Here is a 17798-nt window from a genome sequence, read left to right as displayed (position 1 = left end):
CGCGCATCTTGTCCGAAAACCGCTTCACACTTTTCGGGATGCGCTCTAACCGGAGGAAACATTGAAAAAACTGATTTTTGCTGCGCTTTTCAGCGCCACGGCTTCGTTCGCCCTGATGTCAGCTCAGGCAGCTCAGGCGAACGATAAATTCAAACTCATACTCGACTGGTATGTGAACCCGGATCACGGGCCGATTATCGTGGCCGACAAGCTCGGTTACTTCAAGGACGCGGGTCTTGATGTCGAAATCGTCGCCCCTGCGGATGCATCCGTGCCGCCCAAAATGGTTGCGGCTGGACAGGCTGATCTGGCAATTTCATATCAGCAGCAGGTGCATCTCGATGTTCATGCCGATATTCCGCTGATCCGCGTCGGCACTCTGGTCGATTCCCCGCTCAATTGCCTGATGGTGCGTGACGATGGTTCGGTCAATTCAATTGCCGATCTCAAGGGCAAGAAGATCGGCTTCTCTGTCGCTGGTGTTGAAGAAACGGTGCTTGGCACCATTCTCAAAAACCACGACATAAAGCTGTCCGATGTCGAACTCATCAATGTGAACTTCTCGCTCGCACCATCGCTGATGTCGAAACAGGTTGATGCGGTGATGGGTGCCTATCGCAATGTTGAACTCAACCAGATGGCGGTTGAAGGGGTTGCGGGCAAATGCTTCTTCGTCGAGGAGGAAGGCGTGCCGGTCTATGACGAGCTGGTTTATGTCGCCAACTCAAACAAGCTGGATGTGAACGAAAAAGAACGGATTTCGCGCTTTCTAGCAGCTACCGAAAAAGCCGCGCAATATATCGTCAATCATCCAGAGCAAAGCTACGACATGTTCGCGTCTTATAGTTCTGAACTCAAAGACGAGCTGAACCAACGCGCCTGGAAAGACACGGTCGCCCGTTTCTCGCGCTCACCCGCAAGCCTCGATTATGGACGCTGGAGCCGCTACGAAACCTATCTCAAGGATAACGGTCTCGTGCCTTCGATCCTGCCTGTCGAGAAATTTGCAATCGATGTCAACGCGGAAGGAAATAAGTCATGAGTGACACGCTTTATTCATCCGAATTATTCACCCGCCTGCGTGCCGCAACGCTTGATGACTGGAACCCCTATATCGATCATGAATTTGTCCGCGGGCTTGGCGATGGCACGCTGCCGAAATCAGCGTTCCTGCATTATCTCAGGCAGGACTACGTCTATCTGCATCACTATGCCCGCGCCTTTGCGCTGGGTGTCGTGAAGGCAGGCAGCTTGCAGGAAACGCGGCTCTGCGCCGAGATTATGCATGGGCTGGCGGTCACAGAACTGCCGCTGCATGTTGGCATCTGCGCACGCGAAGGCATAACCGAAGACGATCTTTACAACACAAAAGAAGAGCCGGAAAACCTCGCCTATACGCGTTATGTACTCGATTGCGGGCAGGCAGGCGATTTTCTCGACCTGCTGACCGCACTGGTTCCCTGCGCGCATGGCTATGGCGAAATCGGGGTCAATCTGGTAGCCACCGCCCATACCGGCACACCCTATCAGGAGTGGATCGACACCTATGCGGGCGCTGACTATCAGGAGATGTGCCACACGGTTGGCAAGCTTTTTGATCAGGCTGCAAAAGACCGCATCGGCACGGATTTCGAAAACAGCCCGCGCTGGCCAAAGCTCTGCCAGATTTTTGCAACCGCAAGCAGGCTTGAAGCGAACTTCTGGAGCATGGGTCTCAAAGGAGCATGACGAGCATCGCTCCTCGCTCGCGCAAAAAACGCATCGCCGACGGGTTTCTGTCGGCGTTTGCTGTGCTGGCACTTTGGCAGGCTGTGGTGAGCATCTGGCAGATGCCGCGCTTCATCCTGCCCGGCCCGCTCGACGTCGTGCAATCGCTCATCACCAATGCACAGTTGATCGCCGATAATGCAGTCGTGACATTTGGCGAAGTGCTGGGCGGGCTGTTTCTCGGCTCTGCCATTGGCGTTCTCACAGCCATAGGGCTGATGATGTCGCCGCTTGCACAACGGCTGGTCATGCCAGTGATGGTGTTCAGCCAGGCGATTCCGATATTTGCACTCGCTCCGATCTTAACACTCTGGCTCGGCTATGGACCGGCATCGAAAATTGCCGTCACCATTCTGATGATCTTCTTTCCGGTCGTCTCCACCTTTCTGGATGGAATGCAACGGACGGATCAGACGCTGATTAATGCCGCCGAAAACCTTGGCGCCAAGCCAATGCAGATTCTTTTTCGCGTGCGCATTCCCGCAGCTTTCCCGTCACTTGCTTCGGGGTTAAGTCTTGCTGCCGTGTACGCCCCAATTGGGGCTGTAGTGGGCGAATGGGTCGGAGCATCAAAAGGTCTTGGTTATCTGATGCTGCTCGCCAATGGTCGCGCCAAGGTCGATCTGATGTTCGCAAGCCTGTTCGTGCTGGCGGCCTTCACCATGCTTTTACATGCAACCATCTCGCATTTTTCGCGCAAGCTCGCCGCATGGCCGCGAAAGCTGTAAGGCAGCATTTTTGCCACACTCAATAGATTGAAATTAAGTTTCTGCATTTTGCCACTTGGCAAATAGATTTGCTCATTTATTGTGCAGCCATCTGAAACACTGGCAAGAGGTATGAGATGCGTGTCTATCCATTTCCGTCGGTGCCCGGTGTTAACGCGGGCGCATCCAAGCTTTAGGTCTTTGGCCCGTGTTGCAGGCTAAGGCCTGATCGCCCTCCCTAAAAGGGCATATTCCTAACAACTTCCAAATTTGCCGCAGCTCTCAGCAGCTGTTTGTTTTGTCTTCGTTTTCAAACATCGTTCGACGCAAAACCGCTTCGTGCTTTTAATGAAAATGATTTTAAAGGAACCAGAATCCGTCTTCGCGCGGCCTGGTATTATTCATATGACTCGGTTTCGTATCAATTTCCGGGGACCTGCTTTCCGCAATGTCCTCGGCTACACCTTCAGCCACTGGCGAAGTCAGCCTCTGCGGCTGACGCTGATTATTATCAGCATGCTGCTTGCAACGGCCGCAGACGTCCTCACACCACTCTATTCAGGGCGGCTGGTCGATGCGCTTTCGATCGGTCAGGATGGCGCATGGGATGCTGCCATTCACGCGCTGATTATCCTGCTTGCGCTGGGCGCACTGGCGCTGATCACGCGTCAGCTGACCTTCTATGTCATCACCGACTTCACGCTGAAGATCATGAGTGACATGGCAGCCAGTTCGTTTCGCAAGCTACAGCGGTTTTCGACCGACTGGCATGCAAATGCTTTTGCCGGATCGACCGTGCGTAAGGTTTCGCGCGGCATGTGGGCGCTTGACCTGCTCAATGACACGCTGCTGATTGCGTTATTGCCGTCTATCCTCATGCTTTTCGGCTCAGTAGCACTTCTCGCATGGTACTGGCCGATGATGGGCCTGCTGGTTGCAATCGGCTCGGTGCTTTTCATCGTCTGTACGATTGTGATTTCGCTGGGCTTTGTTGCGCCTGCTGCAACGCTTGCCAACAGCTGGGACACACGTATGGGCGGCGCTTTGGCCGATGCCATTTCGTGCAACGCAGTTGTCAAGGCATTCGGTGCGGAAGGTCGGGAAGATGGACGTCTTGCCAAGGTCGTCACCAAGTGGCGCTCGCGTACGCGCCGCACATGGCTGATCGGCACGCTGAACGGCTTTATTCAGGGTGTAAACCTGCTGGTGATGCGCGGCGTGGTCATTGCTTTTGCGCTCTATCTCTGGAGCCAGGGCAAGGCAACGGCAGGTGATATCACCTTCGTTCTGACGGCCTTCTTCATGTTGCAGGGCTATCTGCGTGATGTAGGTATGCATATCCGCAACCTGCAGCGTTCGGTCAACGATATGGAGGAGCTGGTTCAGATTGAGGCCGAGCCTTACGGCATTGCCGACAGGCAAGGTGCGAACGCGATCAAGATCGGAAATGGCGAGATCACGTTTGAGAACGTCACCTTCCATTATGGCAGTCACGACACGGCTCTCTATCGCGACTTCTCGGTCAGGATTGAAGCCGGTGAACGGGTTGGTCTGGTCGGTCATTCGGGTTCGGGCAAGACGACTTTCATCAAGCTCATCCAGCGTCTCTACGATGTGAGTGGCGGCGCCATCAAGATTGATGGACAGAACATTGCCGAAGTCACACAGGCTTCGCTCAGATCGCAGATTGCTATCGTGCAGCAGGAACCAATCCTGTTTCACCGGACGCTGGCCGAAAACATCGCCTATGCTCGCCCCGGTGCGACACAGGCAGAGATCGAACATGCAGCCATGCTTGCCAGTGCGCATGACTTCATCATGCGTCTGCCGAAGGGTTATGCAACGCTCGTTGGTGAACGCGGTGTGAAGCTTTCGGGTGGCGAGCGTCAGCGTGTAGCGATTGCCCGGGCGTTTCTGGCTGATGCGCCAATTCTCATTCTGGACGAGGCAACATCGAGCCTTGATTCAGAATCGGAAGTGCTGATCCAGCAGGCAATGGAACGGCTGATGATCGGCCGTACAACGCTTGTCATTGCACACCGGCTTTCAACGGTTCGTGCGCTTGACCGCTTGCTGGTCTTCGACAAGGGTAAAATCCTTGAAGAAGGTGATCACGATGCGCTCATCCGCAAACCGGGCGGCATCTATCGCCGCATGTTCGAACGTCAGGCGTTGGAACTGACCAAGGGACTGGAAGACGTTCTTCCATCGTAAGAAATAAAACGGGGCCGGAAATACCGGCCCCGTTTTAAACTCATGTTTTTACCCATGTCTTTAACTCAAAACAGGGTTCCCGCTTTTGGGAGACATGCTTTATTCCGCCACCTTGCCCGAAGACTGGCGGATAATCAGCTTATATTCGATATGGCGCGACGGCGATGTGTTGTTGGTATCAATCTGGTGGAGCAGCATATCCACGGCATCACGCGTCATTTCGCGGATTGGCTGACGCACCGTCGTAATCTGTGGCGACACCATGCTGGCAATCGCACTGTCATCGAAGCCAACAACCGTTAGTTCGGCCGGCACATCAATCTTGTAATCATAGGCAATCTGCAGAACAGCAGCCGCCATGTCGTCATTCGACGCAAAAATGGCAGTCGGCCTGTTTTGCAGCGATAGCAGTTTTCTGCCTGCAGCCAGACCGCTTGAAAAGCTGAAGCCGCCTTCAAATTCATAATCGGGATTGTGATCAATCCCCGCTTCATCAAGCATACGGCGATAGCCTGCCAGACGCTGCTGCGCCGAGCGGTGGGTCAGATCGCCGATCACAATCGCAATCCGGCGATGCCCCATATCGAGCAGATACTTCATCAGATCGAGCGTGGCCGCCTCATCATCAATGGCAACGCTGTCAGTCGGATGCACATTGAAATCACCCGCCACACGCGCAAAAGGCATGGCTGACGCAATCAGCTCCTGCAGAATCTCGGGATCATCCGACATGGGCGGTGTTACGATAATGCCATCAAGGCCGGAAGCATGGGCCGTTTCGATCAGCGATCCGCGAATATCCGCACGGTTCTCGACTGGAAATATCAGCAGTCGATAACGCGTGCCTCGCAGACGATCCAGCGCCCCAACCTGCAATTCCGTGACATAGCTGTGGCTTGGATTTTCAAAGAATAATCCGATGAGATGCGAGCGGCGCTCGACCAGATTGCGCGCCGCGGCATTGGGGCGATAGCGTAATTCAGCACCCGCCTCTTTCACCCGCTCACGGATCGTATCGCGGACATTCGGCTCGTCATTGTAAACGCGTGAAACTGTCTTGATCGACACGCCCGCCAGGCGCGCCACATCATGGATCGTCGCTCTCTTATTGGATGCGGCCATGGCCGTTATGCACTCTCTCCCCAGTGATATGCATAATTTACTAGCTGCTTTGCTCTAAAGCGCAAAGCTCTAAAGCGCGATGCGCTTTAGCTATTGTTCTTACGCTTGTCTTTATCCCCAAAACCAGCATCCACTTTTGGGAAACATGCTTCAAATGGAACATATCTTGGAACGGGTGAGAAAGCGCTTCTCGCGGCCATTATCGAGCGAGAACATACCGCCGCGCCCCGGCACGACATCGATGATGAGTTCGGTATGTTTCCAGGCCTCATACTGAGAACCGCTGATATAGAACGGTGCGCCGCCGATTTCACCCAGCTTCACATCCGCATCAGACAACAGCAGATCTCCCTGAGGATAGCACATCGGCGATGAGCCATCACAGCAGCCGCCAGACTGGTGAAACATAATCGGGCCGTACTCGTCCTGCAATTCTGCGATCAGCTCCAGCGCTGCATCGGTAGCAGTAACCTGCTCTTGTTGAGCGACTTGCGGCATGGTTCCTCCTCCCATCGCAACAGCCGCCGCATCACTACGGCGGCTCTAATAATAGTATGGACCGATTACTGCGTCAGGTCCATCACGACACGGCCTTCGATCTGGCCTGCGCGCATTTCGTCAAAGATAGCATTGATATTGTCGATCTTGTCGGTGCGGATCGTTGCTTTAACTTTGCCGTCCGCTGCGAAATCAAGAGACTCCTGCAGATCAAGACGCGTGCCGACAATCGAACCGCGCACGGTCACGCCGTTCAGCACCATGTTGAAGATCGACAGCGGAAACTCGCCAGCCGGAAGACCGTTCAGCGCAATCGTCCCGCCGCGTGCTGCCATGCCGATCGCCTGTTCAAAGGCTTTCGGCGACACAGCCGTCACCAGCACGCCCTGCGCGCCACCGTCAGTTTCCTTCTTGATATAGGCTGCCGGATCATTATGCGTCTTGGCATTGACCGTGACTGTCGCACCAAGCTTGCGGGCGAGATCGAGTTTCTTGTCGTCAATATCGACGGCAGCAACATTCAGCCCCATGGCCTTGGCATATTGCACAGCCATATGACCTAGGCCGCCAATGCCGGAAATCACCACCCAGTCACCCGGTTTGGTGTCCGTCACCTTAAGCCCCTTATAGACCGTCACGCCTGCGCAAAGGACGGGCGCAATTTCATTGAACTCGATGTTCTTTGGCAGGTGGCCAACGAAATTCGGATCGGCCACTACAAAATCGGCAAAACCGCCGTTCACCGAATAGCCGGTGTTCTGCTGCTCTTCGCAAAGCGTTTCCCAACCACCAAGGCAATGCACGCAATGACCACAAGCCGTGTAGAGCCAAGGAATCCCAACGCGGTCACCTTCTTTCACATGCTTGACGCCGCGACCGACTGCCGAAACGAAACCGACGCCTTCGTGACCCGGGATGAATGGAGGATTGGGTTTTACCGGCCAGTCGCCTTCGGCGGCGTGGAGATCGGTGTGACATACGCCAGAGGCCTGAATTGCTACCTGAATCTGGCCATCGCCGGGCACTGGGATCGGCACTTCGTCGATGGTCAGTGGTTTGCCGAATTCGCGAACCACGGCAGCCTTCATTGTTTTAGCCATTACGAAAACATCCTTCTGTTTTACGCGCATCTTACCCAAAAACCGCTTCGCACTTTTTGGGATGCGGCACTTTTCCTGCGCGCATCTTACCCAAAAACCGCTTCGCACTTTTTGGGATGCGCTGTAATGGGCCGGATTGGCAGGCGCGAAGTCCTGCCGACCCGACCCTTTCCTGGGAGGAAACAGCGGGGGAAACGACCTCTGATCGAAAGTGCGATGGAGGTCGTACTGTATCGATGAAACTGCAAGGAAAGCGGCAGTCCGAGACTCGAAAGCCACGGACCACCCTGTTTTTTAGAAGAAGCCGAGCTTCTTCGGGCTGTAGCTCACCAGCATGTTCTTGGTCTGCTGGTAATGGTCGAGCATCTTGAGGTGGTTTTCACGACCGATACCCGACTGCTTATAGCCACCGAACGCCGCATGGGCCGGATAGGCGTGGTAGCAATTGGTCCAGACACGACCGGCCTGAATGGCGCGACCGAAGCGGTAGGCGCGCGTGCCGTCACGCGTCCACACACCGGCACCCAGACCATAAAGCGTGTCATTGGCAATCGAGAGCGCTTCGGCATCGTCCTTAAACGTTGTAACCGAAACAACAGGACCGAAGATTTCCTCCTGGAAAATTCGCATCTTGTTGGTGCCCTTGAACACAGTCGGCTTGACGTAATAGCCGCCTGCCAGATCACCGGCCAGCTCATTGCGCCCACCGCCCGTCAGCACTTCCGCGCCTTCCTGCTTGCCGATGTCGATATAGCTCAGAATTTTTTCGAGCTGCTCGCTGGATGCCTGCGCACCGATCATGGTTGCCGGATCAAGCGGATCGCCCTGAACGATAGCCTCAACGCGCTTCAATGCGCGTTCCATAAACTTGTCGTAGATCTTTTCATGGACCAGTGCACGGCTCGGGCAGGTACAGACTTCGCCCTGATTAAGCGCAAACATGACGAAGCCTTCGATAGCCTTGTCGAAGAAATCGTCATCTTCGGCCGTCACATCGGAGAAGAAGATATTTGGCGACTTGCCGCCCAGTTCCAGCGTGACTGGAATAAGGTTTTGGCTGGCATATTGCATGATGAGACGACCCGTCGTCGTTTCACCGGTAAAGGCGATCTTGGCAATGCGCGGGCTCGATGCCAGCGGCTTGCCTGCTTCAAGACCAAAGCCATTGACCACGTTGATGACGCCTGCTGGCAAAAGATCGCCAATCACTTCCATCAGAACAAGAATGGAAGCAGGTGTCTGTTCTGCAGGCTTCAGCACCACGCAGTTACCAGCGGCAAGTGCTGGTGCCAGCTTCCACACAGCCATCAGCAGCGGGAAGTTCCAAGGGATGATCTGGCCAACAACGCCAAGTGGCTCGTGGAAGTGATAGGCAACCGTGTCGTGATCGATTTCGGAAATGCCACCTTCCTGCGCGCGGATTGCACCCGCAAAGTAGCGGAAATGGTCGATTGCCAGTGGCAGATCGGCATGGGTCGTTTCGCGGATTGGCTTGCCATTGTCCCATGTTTCAGCAGCAGCAAGCTTTGGCAGGTTTTCTTCAATGCGGTCTGCGATCTTGTTGAGGATCACAGCGCGTTCTGCCGGGCTGGTTTTGCCCCATGCTTCTTTCGCTGCATGGGCTGCATCAAGTGCTGCATCGACATCGGCCGCATCGGAACGCGCGACTTCGCAGAGTACCTGACCATTGACCGGCGATGTGTTGTCGAAATAGCGGCCAGACTTGGGTTCAACCCATTTGCCGCCAATGAAATTGCCATAACGTTTGGCAAACTCCGGCTTTACGGAGCGATGAAATTCAACTTTGTTCATGACATTCCTCCCAAAGACAACGCCGCTCCTACGGCGTTTCAAACATAATTTGGCGCGGCTCTTGGGAGGAGTCATCCAGCGCTTTATAGTATGCAGTATCAATGTGTCTCAATAATGAGACAGTTTGCAAAACCGAATTCAGATTTTATCGCACCACCCAGTTTAAGCCTGCTTGCAGCGCGTGTCTTTTCCCAAAAATTAGCCCCTAATTCGGGAGATATACTTAATTTGGCCGGATGATCTTGAGGCGGTTGAGCTTGCGGTGGAGCGTGGCCCGGCTGATGCCCAGCAGCTTGGCAGCGGACGAAACATTGCCGTCCACGCGCGCAATGGCGCGCAGAATAACGCCTCGCTCGGACTCCGCCATATCCTCGCGCGGATCAGCGTTCCAGCCGAGAAGATCAGCCGCAGGCAAGGCTGTCAGAAGTGCTTCATCAGTCAGATCGAGCGAAAGGCGTGCGGCACGCGTGGCACCGATCACAAGGTCGTCCTTGTCGACAGCAATCAGCGCTCCGCCGGTACGGTCGGCACTTGGTGCCAATACGATACGCGCATCAGGAAATGCCTGCCGGAAATTCTCAGCCTCAATGCGGCGCGCGGCATCAATCACCGCGACCGAAATCAGCTGTACAAAGGCCTCGGTCAGATCGCTGCGGCAAGACGAGACATCGAGTGCCGCCATCAAGCGGCCCTGATGATCATGAATGGGCGCGACCGTGCAGGAAAGCCCAATATTGCGTGTATGAAAATGCTGGTCGCGATGGATGGTCAGCGCACGTTGTTCGGCAATGCAGGTGCCAATGCCATTGGTGCCTTCAACCGCTTCACTCCAGACGGCACCGGTCCACAGACCCCAATCGTAAAACGTATCGTCATCACCTGCTGCCCCCCGACGCTCGACTGGTACGCCTTCACTGTCGGCCAAAAGCACGCAACAACCAACACCCCCAACCGCCATATAGAGGCGATCCATGCTGGCTTGTGCAATGCTAACCACCCGTTCCATACGCTGGCGGGCGGTTCGCAGTTCATGATCAGAGAGCGTTTGAACAGAGCCTGTTTCTGCGGGATCAAGTCCATAAAGACGCGCTGAGCGACGCCATGAAGCAACCAGCGCTGAGCGGGCGGCTCCTCCCGTCTCAATCTCGGAATGGATACGATCTGCGTGTATCCGGTCTTGCGGCGCAACCATGTTTTCCTCCCAGAAAGGCTGGAAACGGCCCACTGGAAAGATAATGACTTTTTATCGGACCGGTTGCAAGCGGACCATTACGCGACTTTGGCAGGTTGGACGAAAGTCTCAAGCGAAGAGACTTCAATCGCATTCATCCGCAGGCCGAGCTTGGTTCGGCGCCAGAGAATATCTTCTGCCGTATGTGCCCATTCATGCTCCATAAGATAGCGCACTTCCGCCTCATAAAGATCACTGCCCAAATGTCGTCCAAGCTCTTCCAAAGATTTGGATTTACCCAGCAAAATGCGTGCGCGTGTTCCGTAGAGCTTGAACAGACGACGGGCATGGGCGTGCGACAGGAACGGATAATCAGCTTTCAGCTTTTCCAGTTCCTGATCAAAAGCGGTTGCCTCAAAATCACCACCTGGCAGAGACGCGGCATGGGTCCATGGTGCACCTTTCTTGCCAAGATGATGCTCGATCTTCTCAAGCATATGCTCGGCCAGCCTGCGCGCGGTGGTCAGCTTACCACCAAACACATTGATGAGCGGTGCAGCTCCCTGCGGCGCATCTTCTTTGAGCACATAATCGCGGGTTGCTTCCTGCGCCTTGCTTGCACCGTCATCATAGAGCGGACGCACGCCAGAATAGGTCCAGACAATATCTTCAATCCGCACCGGCTCGCGGAAATATTCGCTTGCCGCAGCGCAGAGATAATCGGTTTCCTTGTCGCTGATCGCAACCTTGGCGGGATCACCTTTATAATCCTGGTCGGTGGTGCCAATCAGCGTAAAATCATCTTCGTAAGGAATAGCGAAGATGATGCGCCCGTCATTGTTCTGGAAGAAATAGGAGCGCGGATCGGAGAACTTTTTGCGCACCACGATATGGCTGCCTTGCACCAGACGCACATTATGCAACTGACGATCGCCTTCGACACCCTCCAGCACCTTATCAGCCCATGGGCCGGCTGCATTGACCAGGAGACGCGAGCGAAACTCTTCGCGCAGACCTGTATCGATGTTTTCGAGCGTTACCGTCCATGCTTCATGGTCACGGCGGGCAGAGATAACCTTGGTACGGGTGCGGATCATCGCGCCACGATCAGCAGCATCTCGTGCCGTCAGCGCAGTAAAGCGCGCATCGTCCACCCAGCAATCCGAATATTCGAAAGCCTTTGTGAAAAGTGGCTTGAGCGGTGCGCTCGAAGGATCGGTGCGCATATCGAGCGTACGCGTGGCTGGCAGCTTCTTGCGGCCACCGAGATGGTCATAAAGGAACAGGCCAAGGCGCAGTAACCAGGCAGGGCGCACGCCACCCTTGTGAAAGGGAAGCACAAAGCGCATCGGATGAATCAGATGCGGGGCATTAGCCCAAAGTACCTCGCGTTCCATCAGCGCTTCGCGCACCAGGCGAAATTCGTAATGCTCCAGATAGCGCAATCCGCCATGTATAAGCTTAGTGGCACGCGACGAGGTGCCGCTTGCCAGATCGTTCATCTCGGCAAGACCGACCGAAAAGCCACGGCCAACCGCGTCTCTTGCAATGCCGCATCCATTGATGCCGCCACCGATTACGAAAATATCAAAAATTTTATGCTGCGCCATGGCTAAACCTGAAGACCTCTCCAACCACCAAAGCGAATATAAGTCATTTCATACGAAAGTGAAACGAAAATGAAACGAAACTATGATTCTTTCTTTTCGTTCGGTTCGTCCTCAGCCGTCTCAATCAGTTCGACCTCGTTTTCGCGGCATAATTCACGCAATTGCTGCGATGGGCAGCGGTCGGTAATAAAGGTATGAACCTGCGAGATATGGCCAAGACGGACAGGAGCGGTCCGTTCAAGTTTGGTTGAGTCGGTAACGAGAATGACGTGGCGCGCATTTGCGATGATCGCCTGTGCCACCTTCACTTCGCGGAAATCGAAATCGAGCAGCGCACCATCCTCATCCATCGCCGATGCACCGATGATTGCGTAATCGACCTTGAACTGCCGGATGAAATCGACGGCGGCCTCACCCACGATACCGCCATCAGACGCGCGTACCACACCGCCAGCGATGACGACCTCGATCTCCGGATAGACACGCAAAGTATTGGCGACATTGATGTTGTTGGTGATGACCATTAGGTTGTTATGGTCGATGAGGGCATGACTGACGGCCTCAGTTGTCGTGCCTATATTGATGAACAGCGATGCACCGTCAGGGATCATTTCAGCCGCAGCCCGACCGATCAGTTCCTTTTCATGCGCAGCAATGCGGCGGCGCGCCTCATACTCCATGTTCTCGACACCGGACGGATAGAGCGCCCCGCCATGAATACGGCGCAACAGACGCGCCTTGCAAAGATCGTTGAGATCCTTGCGCACAGTCTGCGGCGTTACATCGAACGCGCTCGCAAGATCATCGACGAGAACCTGCCCCTGTCGGCGGGCGATATCCAGAATTGCGTTGTGACGAGGGGTAAGCTGCATTTTGTTCCCGGCAATGGAATTATTCTAACAACAATTTCGTAATTTCGCTGTTTTGCAAGAGAAAGCAACCGCTTGATGACAAAACAGCCAGAAGCGCTGATCCAATGTAGCAATTTTCATCATAGCTTCCGGATTGCGCGCTGCACCATCTCACATTTAACGCCCGAGATTCTTCAACTTGAGCAAGACGCCATAAACTTTGGTTTAGAAGCAAAACTAAGGAAATGGTTTCAGAGATCGAAATATACAAACGATAACAATATAGATTATCAACAACAAAAACCTTACACATTGTACGTAAAAGGTCATGCAATATTTATATTTCAAGAATCTTATTTTTCAATAATATAGAAATAATCCTTTTTGCACGCAAAATGGCAATAACAAAATAAATGATAATGGCGCCCTTATCATAATCAAAGCATGTGAAATGAAATAAAAGTCGAAGGGGTTGGCTATGTCTAAACTGGGTATCCTTTGCTTATCTGGCGCATTTATCCTCTTCGGAGGGGGTGCGTTCGCTCAAACTGTGAATGTGGACAACAATACAAACTCGTCATCGCAGGCCGGTGCTACCGCCATCGCCGTTGGAGGCGGCTCCGACTCGCCAAGTAAGATTAAAACGACGGTACCTGCCTTCGCGCCGGGACTTGTTGCAGCGGGTGTACATTCCTGCGCAGGCTCAACAAGTGCCGGCGTCGGCGCAACAGGCTGGGGCCTGGGCTTTGGCACAACATATGAAATGCGTGAATGCAACCGGCGGGCCTATGCGGCAGCACTTCTCGGAATGGGGCAAAATGCTGCCGCACTGGACCTGATCTGCCTCAACAAAGAGGTCAGAGCATCCCTGAATGCGACGGGCGTTTACTGTCCATCACAGGGCGCTGCAGCCCGTTCAGCATCGGTACAACGACAAACACGGCAGGCATCGCTTTTGGCGTCTGTTTCCAACGAAGAGCCAGCGGCAATCCCCGCAAGCTCAACCGGAACGACGGCATCACCACCAATTGCCAGCCGCAAGCGTACTTACTCGGCAAAGGCACTTGGCTTGAGTTCCGATCAACTGCGCGCCAAAGGATGCGTTCTGCGTACAACAGAAGGCAATAGCCGGGCCTGGCATTGTCCGGGACCGATTATGTAGATCTGGAGCGACTTAAAGCATCGGTTTGAAGCTTTTTTGAACCGATGCTTATTCACGAACCAATGATTGCTCCACGCGAACACACATCGCCGATACAGCCTTTTACTCATATGCAATGACCCGTCACCGAATGGGTAGCGGGGTATATCGTCGGGATATGCCTGGCAGAAGGGGTTTGACCCGATTTTGTCAGAACAGGAGGAGTTCATCGTGAAGAAAATCATCATCGCATCTATTGCACTTCTCGCGGCTGGCGCCTTGCCCGCTGCAGCACAAACGGTCAACTGGAATGGTAGTTTTGGGGGCGCCAGTGGCGCAGGTTCTGGCGTAACTGGCGGCTTCGCGTTTGGTGCAGGTTCGACTGCGGCAGGACAGGCTGCAACAACAGGCTGGGCGGAAGGAAAAGGCACAGTCGTCGGGCTTGGCGGCAAGATGGGTCATTACGGCGCAAGCGCCGGTATTGGTTCGGGCTATTTCACTTCCGGCTCCGGCGGTCAGACTGCGGCCATGGCGCAGTCGGGAACCGGGTTTTTCGGTGGCAGCTCAGCGGGCACCGCCTTTGGCACCACCTCTGGTGGGTCGTCCGGCAGCATTAGCCTTCGCCCATGAATGGAGTTGGATCACATACCTGTTGAGCGAAAACCATCGTTCCAAAGGCTCGACAGACTATTCAACCAACTCAAATGACAGCAGCGGAAGACCGTTACGCCGCGTTCTTCCGCTCAGAAAAGAATGAGAGTCCCCTCAAAGGATACCCGCTCTCATTCTGTAGGGGCAGGTGAAAATCTGCCCCTACCCTTTCTTCTGAATATGCCGCCGGCTGTGCATTATATGCGCCTTGAAAACTATGAAGCGCCGGCTGATCATGTCAGTCCGACGCTTCATAGATCCCAAAAATCACATATATGCATGCTGATTACGTTATTCTCCGCTGAACTTATTGCCGTACATCTTGTGAAGCTTACAGGCGACTTCTGTGCGATTTGCTGCACCTATCTTTCTCATAATATTATGAACATGGGCTTTGACTGTGCCTTCGCTCATGCCAAGTTCAAAAGCGATGATCTTGTTCGACTTCCCCACCCGGATCGCATGAACCACTTCGATCTCGCGCATGGTCAACAGTTCGCCCAGTACATCGTCGCTCATGTCCTCCGAAGGAGGTTTCATCAGCATGGACGCTGGCACATACATCCCACCTGCAAGTGCCAAATGAATGGCTTCAACGCAGATCTTGATATCGACTGATGTTGGAATATAGCCACGCGCACCGATCTCCATCGCGCGCAAAACCTGCGACCACTCCTCCCGCTCTGCCAGCAATACCAACGGGATCGGAGCCCAGGCCTTGATTGCCGCTTCCACTTCATCCGAGAAGAAGGGATCTGCCAAACGTTTGGAACCGATATGCATGAGCACAACAATAGCGCCATTCAGCGGCATGTTTCTATCGACTGACGCGAAGCTCACAACGGGCAGTTTAAGCCCATTCATCATGAGCCCGTTAAAGATACACTCTCGCTCCAGATTGCTTTTACAGACAAGCATAAGATGAGGCTCATCCTGCAAAGGCAATCCGGCTGCATATTCTCCGCCCTGCATCCGTTCATTTGCCACAATGGCAGATCCATCGCTCACACCGCTAGGTGATGCCCATGAGTACCGTTCTCTCATTTCCAACATTGCTTAGTATCCCCTGTTACTCAGGTTTGTATTCAACACAAAACACTAGTCATGCCAAAAACTGCGCTAGTTTATTAGGAATTTTATTGCTAATCCCGATGAACACTGGTCTAAATATTGCTATCATCAAATAAACGTGTCATTAACTTATGTTAGCACTTTATAAAAAAATGTACTCGCCATAAGAACGACTTCGGGAACAGAAGGTTATAGAGTCTATAACTTTCGTTGGGCATAGGCAGCGAATGCATAGTGGTAATCAGAACACCACCGCCCTGATGATCGACGGCCTGGTTAGTTTATTGGAATCCCCTCCAATTCTGGCCAAATTAAACGCGCAGGAAAAACAGTCCCTACAATCTCTCGTTCTTTCCGAGAGTAGCTATCCCGCCGATGCCGTGATTATCGAACAGGGAGCCACCATCAGGAGCATCCATCTGGTTCGTTCGGGATGGGGCTGTGTTTATCGAGACCTGTCGAGCGGGGAACGTCAAATTATAGACTTTCCCATGCGGTGCGATTTCGTGGGACTGAGAACCGGCGACGGTTACAGCTACAACACGATCAAATCGATTACCCCGATGTCGCTTTATGAAATACCACTGTCATCTCTCGAAGAAACAATCTGGCAAATCCCGCGCCTGAGCATGATTTTCATTGAGCTGCTTTCACGACAACGCTCCATGCTCATTGAACATCTGACAAATATTGGCTGCCGAAGTGCTTTTGTCCGTACTGCACATCTTTTGCTGGAGCTGTCTGACCGCGTTAAATCATGCGGAATGGGTGATGCAGACTCGTTTTATTGCCCACTGACCCAGTACCAGCTTGCAGACGCACTGGGCCTGACGCCAATTCACCTTAATCGGATGATGCGTGAGCTTCGAGAGGAAGGTCTGGTGATGTTTCGATCTTACAAGGTCGAAATTCTCGACAGGCAACGGCTGGTCGAAATTGCAGAATATGACGGCCAATTCATGCGAATGTCCGTCTTCGAAAAATCCATTTAAGCAATTATTCTAAGGGAGAAAATGGTCGGAGCGAGAGGATTCGAACCTCCGACCCCCTGATCCCAAATCAGGTGCGCTACCAGGCTGCGCTACGCTCCGTGACCATCAAAACCGAGACTCTGTGGTCCGGCTGTGAGCGGCTTATAGCGCCGCTGTTTTCAAGCCGCAAGGGGATCAAGCGGCTTTTTTTAAGCTATTTTGTAAGATCGTGTGTTTAGCTGGCTTATCGATGCGAAAGCAGTCTTATTTCAGGCAAAAACAGGTGCTTCCCCAGCACCGAATGCAACGAAATCCGGGTTGGAAAAGCCTTTCACAGTTCCGTCAGAACGTGCGCCATAGATCATTGGCTTTCCGTCGAAAGTCGTCGTCATGCCACCGGCTGCACGCAGAACTGCGTCACCTGCTGCCGTATCCCACTCCATTGTCGGGCCAAAGCGTGGGTAGAGATCCGCCTCCCCGCGTGCGATCATGCAGAATTTGAGCGATGAACCTACAGACATGCATTTGCCACTGTGATTGAGTTTCAGGAACTCCTCGGTTTCAGATGTCAGATGGGACCGACTGCACACCACAACCTTTTCAGATGGCGCGATGCGAGCGGCAATCGGGCGCCTGCTTATAATCTGATGGTCGGCAGATGTTGCCGCTTCCTTTGCACCCTCACGGCTCCCCACATAAAGCAGGTTGCGCACAGGCGCATAGACAAGGCCCAGCACCGGCACTCCATCCTCAATAAGTGCGATATTCACCGTGAAATCGCCATTACGCAGCAGAAACTCGCGCGTACCGTCAAGCGGATCGATCAGAAAGAATTTCCGGCCCAGATGTGCAGGCAGACGGCCTGCAGCCGCTTCTTCCTCGGCCACCACCGGAATGCTTGGTGCAACCGATGCAAGAGCAGTTAGGATTACAGCTTCTGCCGCCTGATCCGCTTCCGTTACCGGCGACTGATCCTTCTTGGAATGGACCGCACAACCATCCGTGTAATGTTTGATAATGACGCGACCAGCCTCAAGGGCTGCATCCTCGAGAAGGCTCAGCAAAGCTTTGCCGTTCGGATCGGCTTTAGGGAAGGCTGCTGTTGTCATTTC

General features: G+C 53.7%; 16 protein-coding genes and 1 tRNA gene. 7 read left to right on the top strand and 10 right to left on the bottom strand.

Going from position 1 to position 17798, the window contains the following annotated elements; genetic code table 11:
• The first annotated feature begins 61 nt into the window (after window positions 1–61).
• The 4 genes from KMS41_01025 to KMS41_01010 all read left to right on the top strand — a co-directional run bounded on the left by KMS41_01025 (window position 62) and on the right by KMS41_01010 (window position 4688).
• On the top strand, window positions 62–1042 hold the full coding sequence (locus tag KMS41_01025) for an ABC transporter substrate-binding protein (GenBank protein ID QWK77862.1): 981 nt from the start codon (window positions 62–64) through the stop codon (window positions 1040–1042).
• Complete coding sequence (gene tenA / locus KMS41_01020) at window positions 1039–1728, top strand: thiaminase II (protein QWK77861.1); 690 nt, start codon at window positions 1039–1041, stop codon at window positions 1726–1728. Before KMS41_01025 ends, tenA begins: the two co-directional genes overlap by 4 nt.
• Window positions 1725–2495: an ABC transporter permease gene (locus KMS41_01015; protein QWK77860.1), complete on the top strand. Its 771-nt coding sequence runs from the start codon at window positions 1725–1727 to the stop codon at window positions 2493–2495. Before tenA ends, KMS41_01015 begins: the two co-directional genes overlap by 4 nt.
• Before the next feature lie 384 nt (window positions 2496–2879).
• Window positions 2880–4688 (top strand): ABC transporter ATP-binding protein/permease, encoded by a 1809-nt coding sequence (locus tag KMS41_01010; GenBank protein ID QWK77859.1) that lies wholly within the window; start codon window positions 2880–2882, stop codon window positions 4686–4688.
• 99 nt (window positions 4689–4787) lie between these two features.
• On the opposite strand, the gene KMS41_01005 is transcribed toward KMS41_01010, so the two are convergent.
• The 7 genes from KMS41_01005 to KMS41_00975 all read right to left on the bottom strand — a co-directional run bounded on the left by KMS41_01005 (window position 4788) and on the right by KMS41_00975 (window position 12873).
• A complete protein-coding gene (locus tag KMS41_01005) occupies window positions 4788–5810 on the bottom strand; it encodes a LacI family DNA-binding transcriptional regulator (GenBank protein ID QWK77858.1) in 1023 nt (340 codons plus the stop codon).
• Between the two features lie 150 nt (window positions 5811–5960).
• Complete coding sequence (locus tag KMS41_01000; GenBank protein ID QWK77857.1) at window positions 5961–6308, bottom strand: DUF779 domain-containing protein; 348 nt, start codon at window positions 6306–6308, stop codon at window positions 5961–5963.
• Between the two features lie 65 nt (window positions 6309–6373).
• Window positions 6374–7408 carry an alcohol dehydrogenase AdhP gene (gene adhP / locus KMS41_00995; GenBank protein ID QWK77856.1) on the bottom strand — a complete coding sequence of 345 codons (1035 nt, stop codon included), beginning with the start codon at window positions 7406–7408 and terminating at the stop codon, window positions 6374–6376.
• A gap of 294 nt (window positions 7409–7702) precedes the next feature.
• Window positions 7703–9220: an aldehyde dehydrogenase family protein gene (locus tag KMS41_00990; protein QWK77855.1), complete on the bottom strand. Its 1518-nt coding sequence runs from the start codon at window positions 9218–9220 to the stop codon at window positions 7703–7705.
• 223 nt (window positions 9221–9443) lie between these two features.
• Window positions 9444–10412: a GAF domain-containing protein gene (locus tag KMS41_00985; GenBank protein QWK77854.1), complete on the bottom strand. Its 969-nt coding sequence runs from the start codon at window positions 10410–10412 to the stop codon at window positions 9444–9446.
• 77 nt (window positions 10413–10489) lie between these two features.
• Window positions 10490–12001: a glycerol-3-phosphate dehydrogenase gene (gene glpD / locus KMS41_00980; GenBank protein ID QWK77853.1), complete on the bottom strand. Its 1512-nt coding sequence runs from the start codon at window positions 11999–12001 to the stop codon at window positions 10490–10492.
• A gap of 80 nt (window positions 12002–12081) precedes the next feature.
• The gene (locus KMS41_00975; GenBank protein ID QWK77852.1) at window positions 12082–12873 is read right to left on the bottom strand and encodes a DeoR/GlpR family DNA-binding transcription regulator; all 792 of its coding nucleotides are present in this window, start codon (window positions 12871–12873) and stop codon (window positions 12082–12084) included.
• A gap of 457 nt (window positions 12874–13330) precedes the next feature.
• Between KMS41_00975 and KMS41_00970 the strand changes: the two genes are divergently transcribed.
• Window positions 13331–14014, top strand: coding sequence for a hypothetical protein (locus KMS41_00970; protein ID QWK77851.1), 684 nt, complete (start codon window positions 13331–13333; stop codon window positions 14012–14014).
• Between the two features lie 210 nt (window positions 14015–14224).
• Complete coding sequence (locus KMS41_00965; GenBank protein QWK77850.1) at window positions 14225–14623, top strand: hypothetical protein; 399 nt, start codon at window positions 14225–14227, stop codon at window positions 14621–14623.
• Between the two features lie 312 nt (window positions 14624–14935).
• Here the strand turns inward: KMS41_00965 and KMS41_00960 are convergent, their stop codons facing one another.
• The gene (locus KMS41_00960) at window positions 14936–15697 is read right to left on the bottom strand and encodes a response regulator transcription factor (protein QWK77849.1); all 762 of its coding nucleotides are present in this window, start codon (window positions 15695–15697) and stop codon (window positions 14936–14938) included.
• A gap of 245 nt (window positions 15698–15942) precedes the next feature.
• On the opposite strand from KMS41_00960, the gene KMS41_00955 reads away from it, so the two are divergent.
• Window positions 15943–16707: a Crp/Fnr family transcriptional regulator gene (locus KMS41_00955; GenBank protein ID QWK77848.1), complete on the top strand. Its 765-nt coding sequence runs from the start codon at window positions 15943–15945 to the stop codon at window positions 16705–16707.
• 22 nt (window positions 16708–16729) lie between these two features.
• Here KMS41_00955 and KMS41_00950 read toward each other — a convergent pair.
• Window positions 16730–16806: transfer RNA gene (locus tag KMS41_00950), tRNA-Pro, on the bottom strand.
• 149 nt (window positions 16807–16955) lie between these two features.
• The gene (gene cysQ / locus KMS41_00945; protein QWK77847.1) at window positions 16956–17795 is read right to left on the bottom strand and encodes a 3'(2'),5'-bisphosphate nucleotidase CysQ; all 840 of its coding nucleotides are present in this window, start codon (window positions 17793–17795) and stop codon (window positions 16956–16958) included.
• Between the last annotated feature and the right edge of the window lie 3 nt (window positions 17796–17798).

Origin of the sequence: Ochrobactrum sp. BTU1, from assembly GCA_018798825.1 — a bacterium.
In the GTDB taxonomy this organism is placed as follows: Bacteria; Pseudomonadota; Alphaproteobacteria; order Rhizobiales; family Rhizobiaceae; genus Brucella.
The sequence above is the reverse complement of the archived record's forward strand: the minus strand, read 5'-3'. Positions and strand labels throughout refer to the sequence as shown.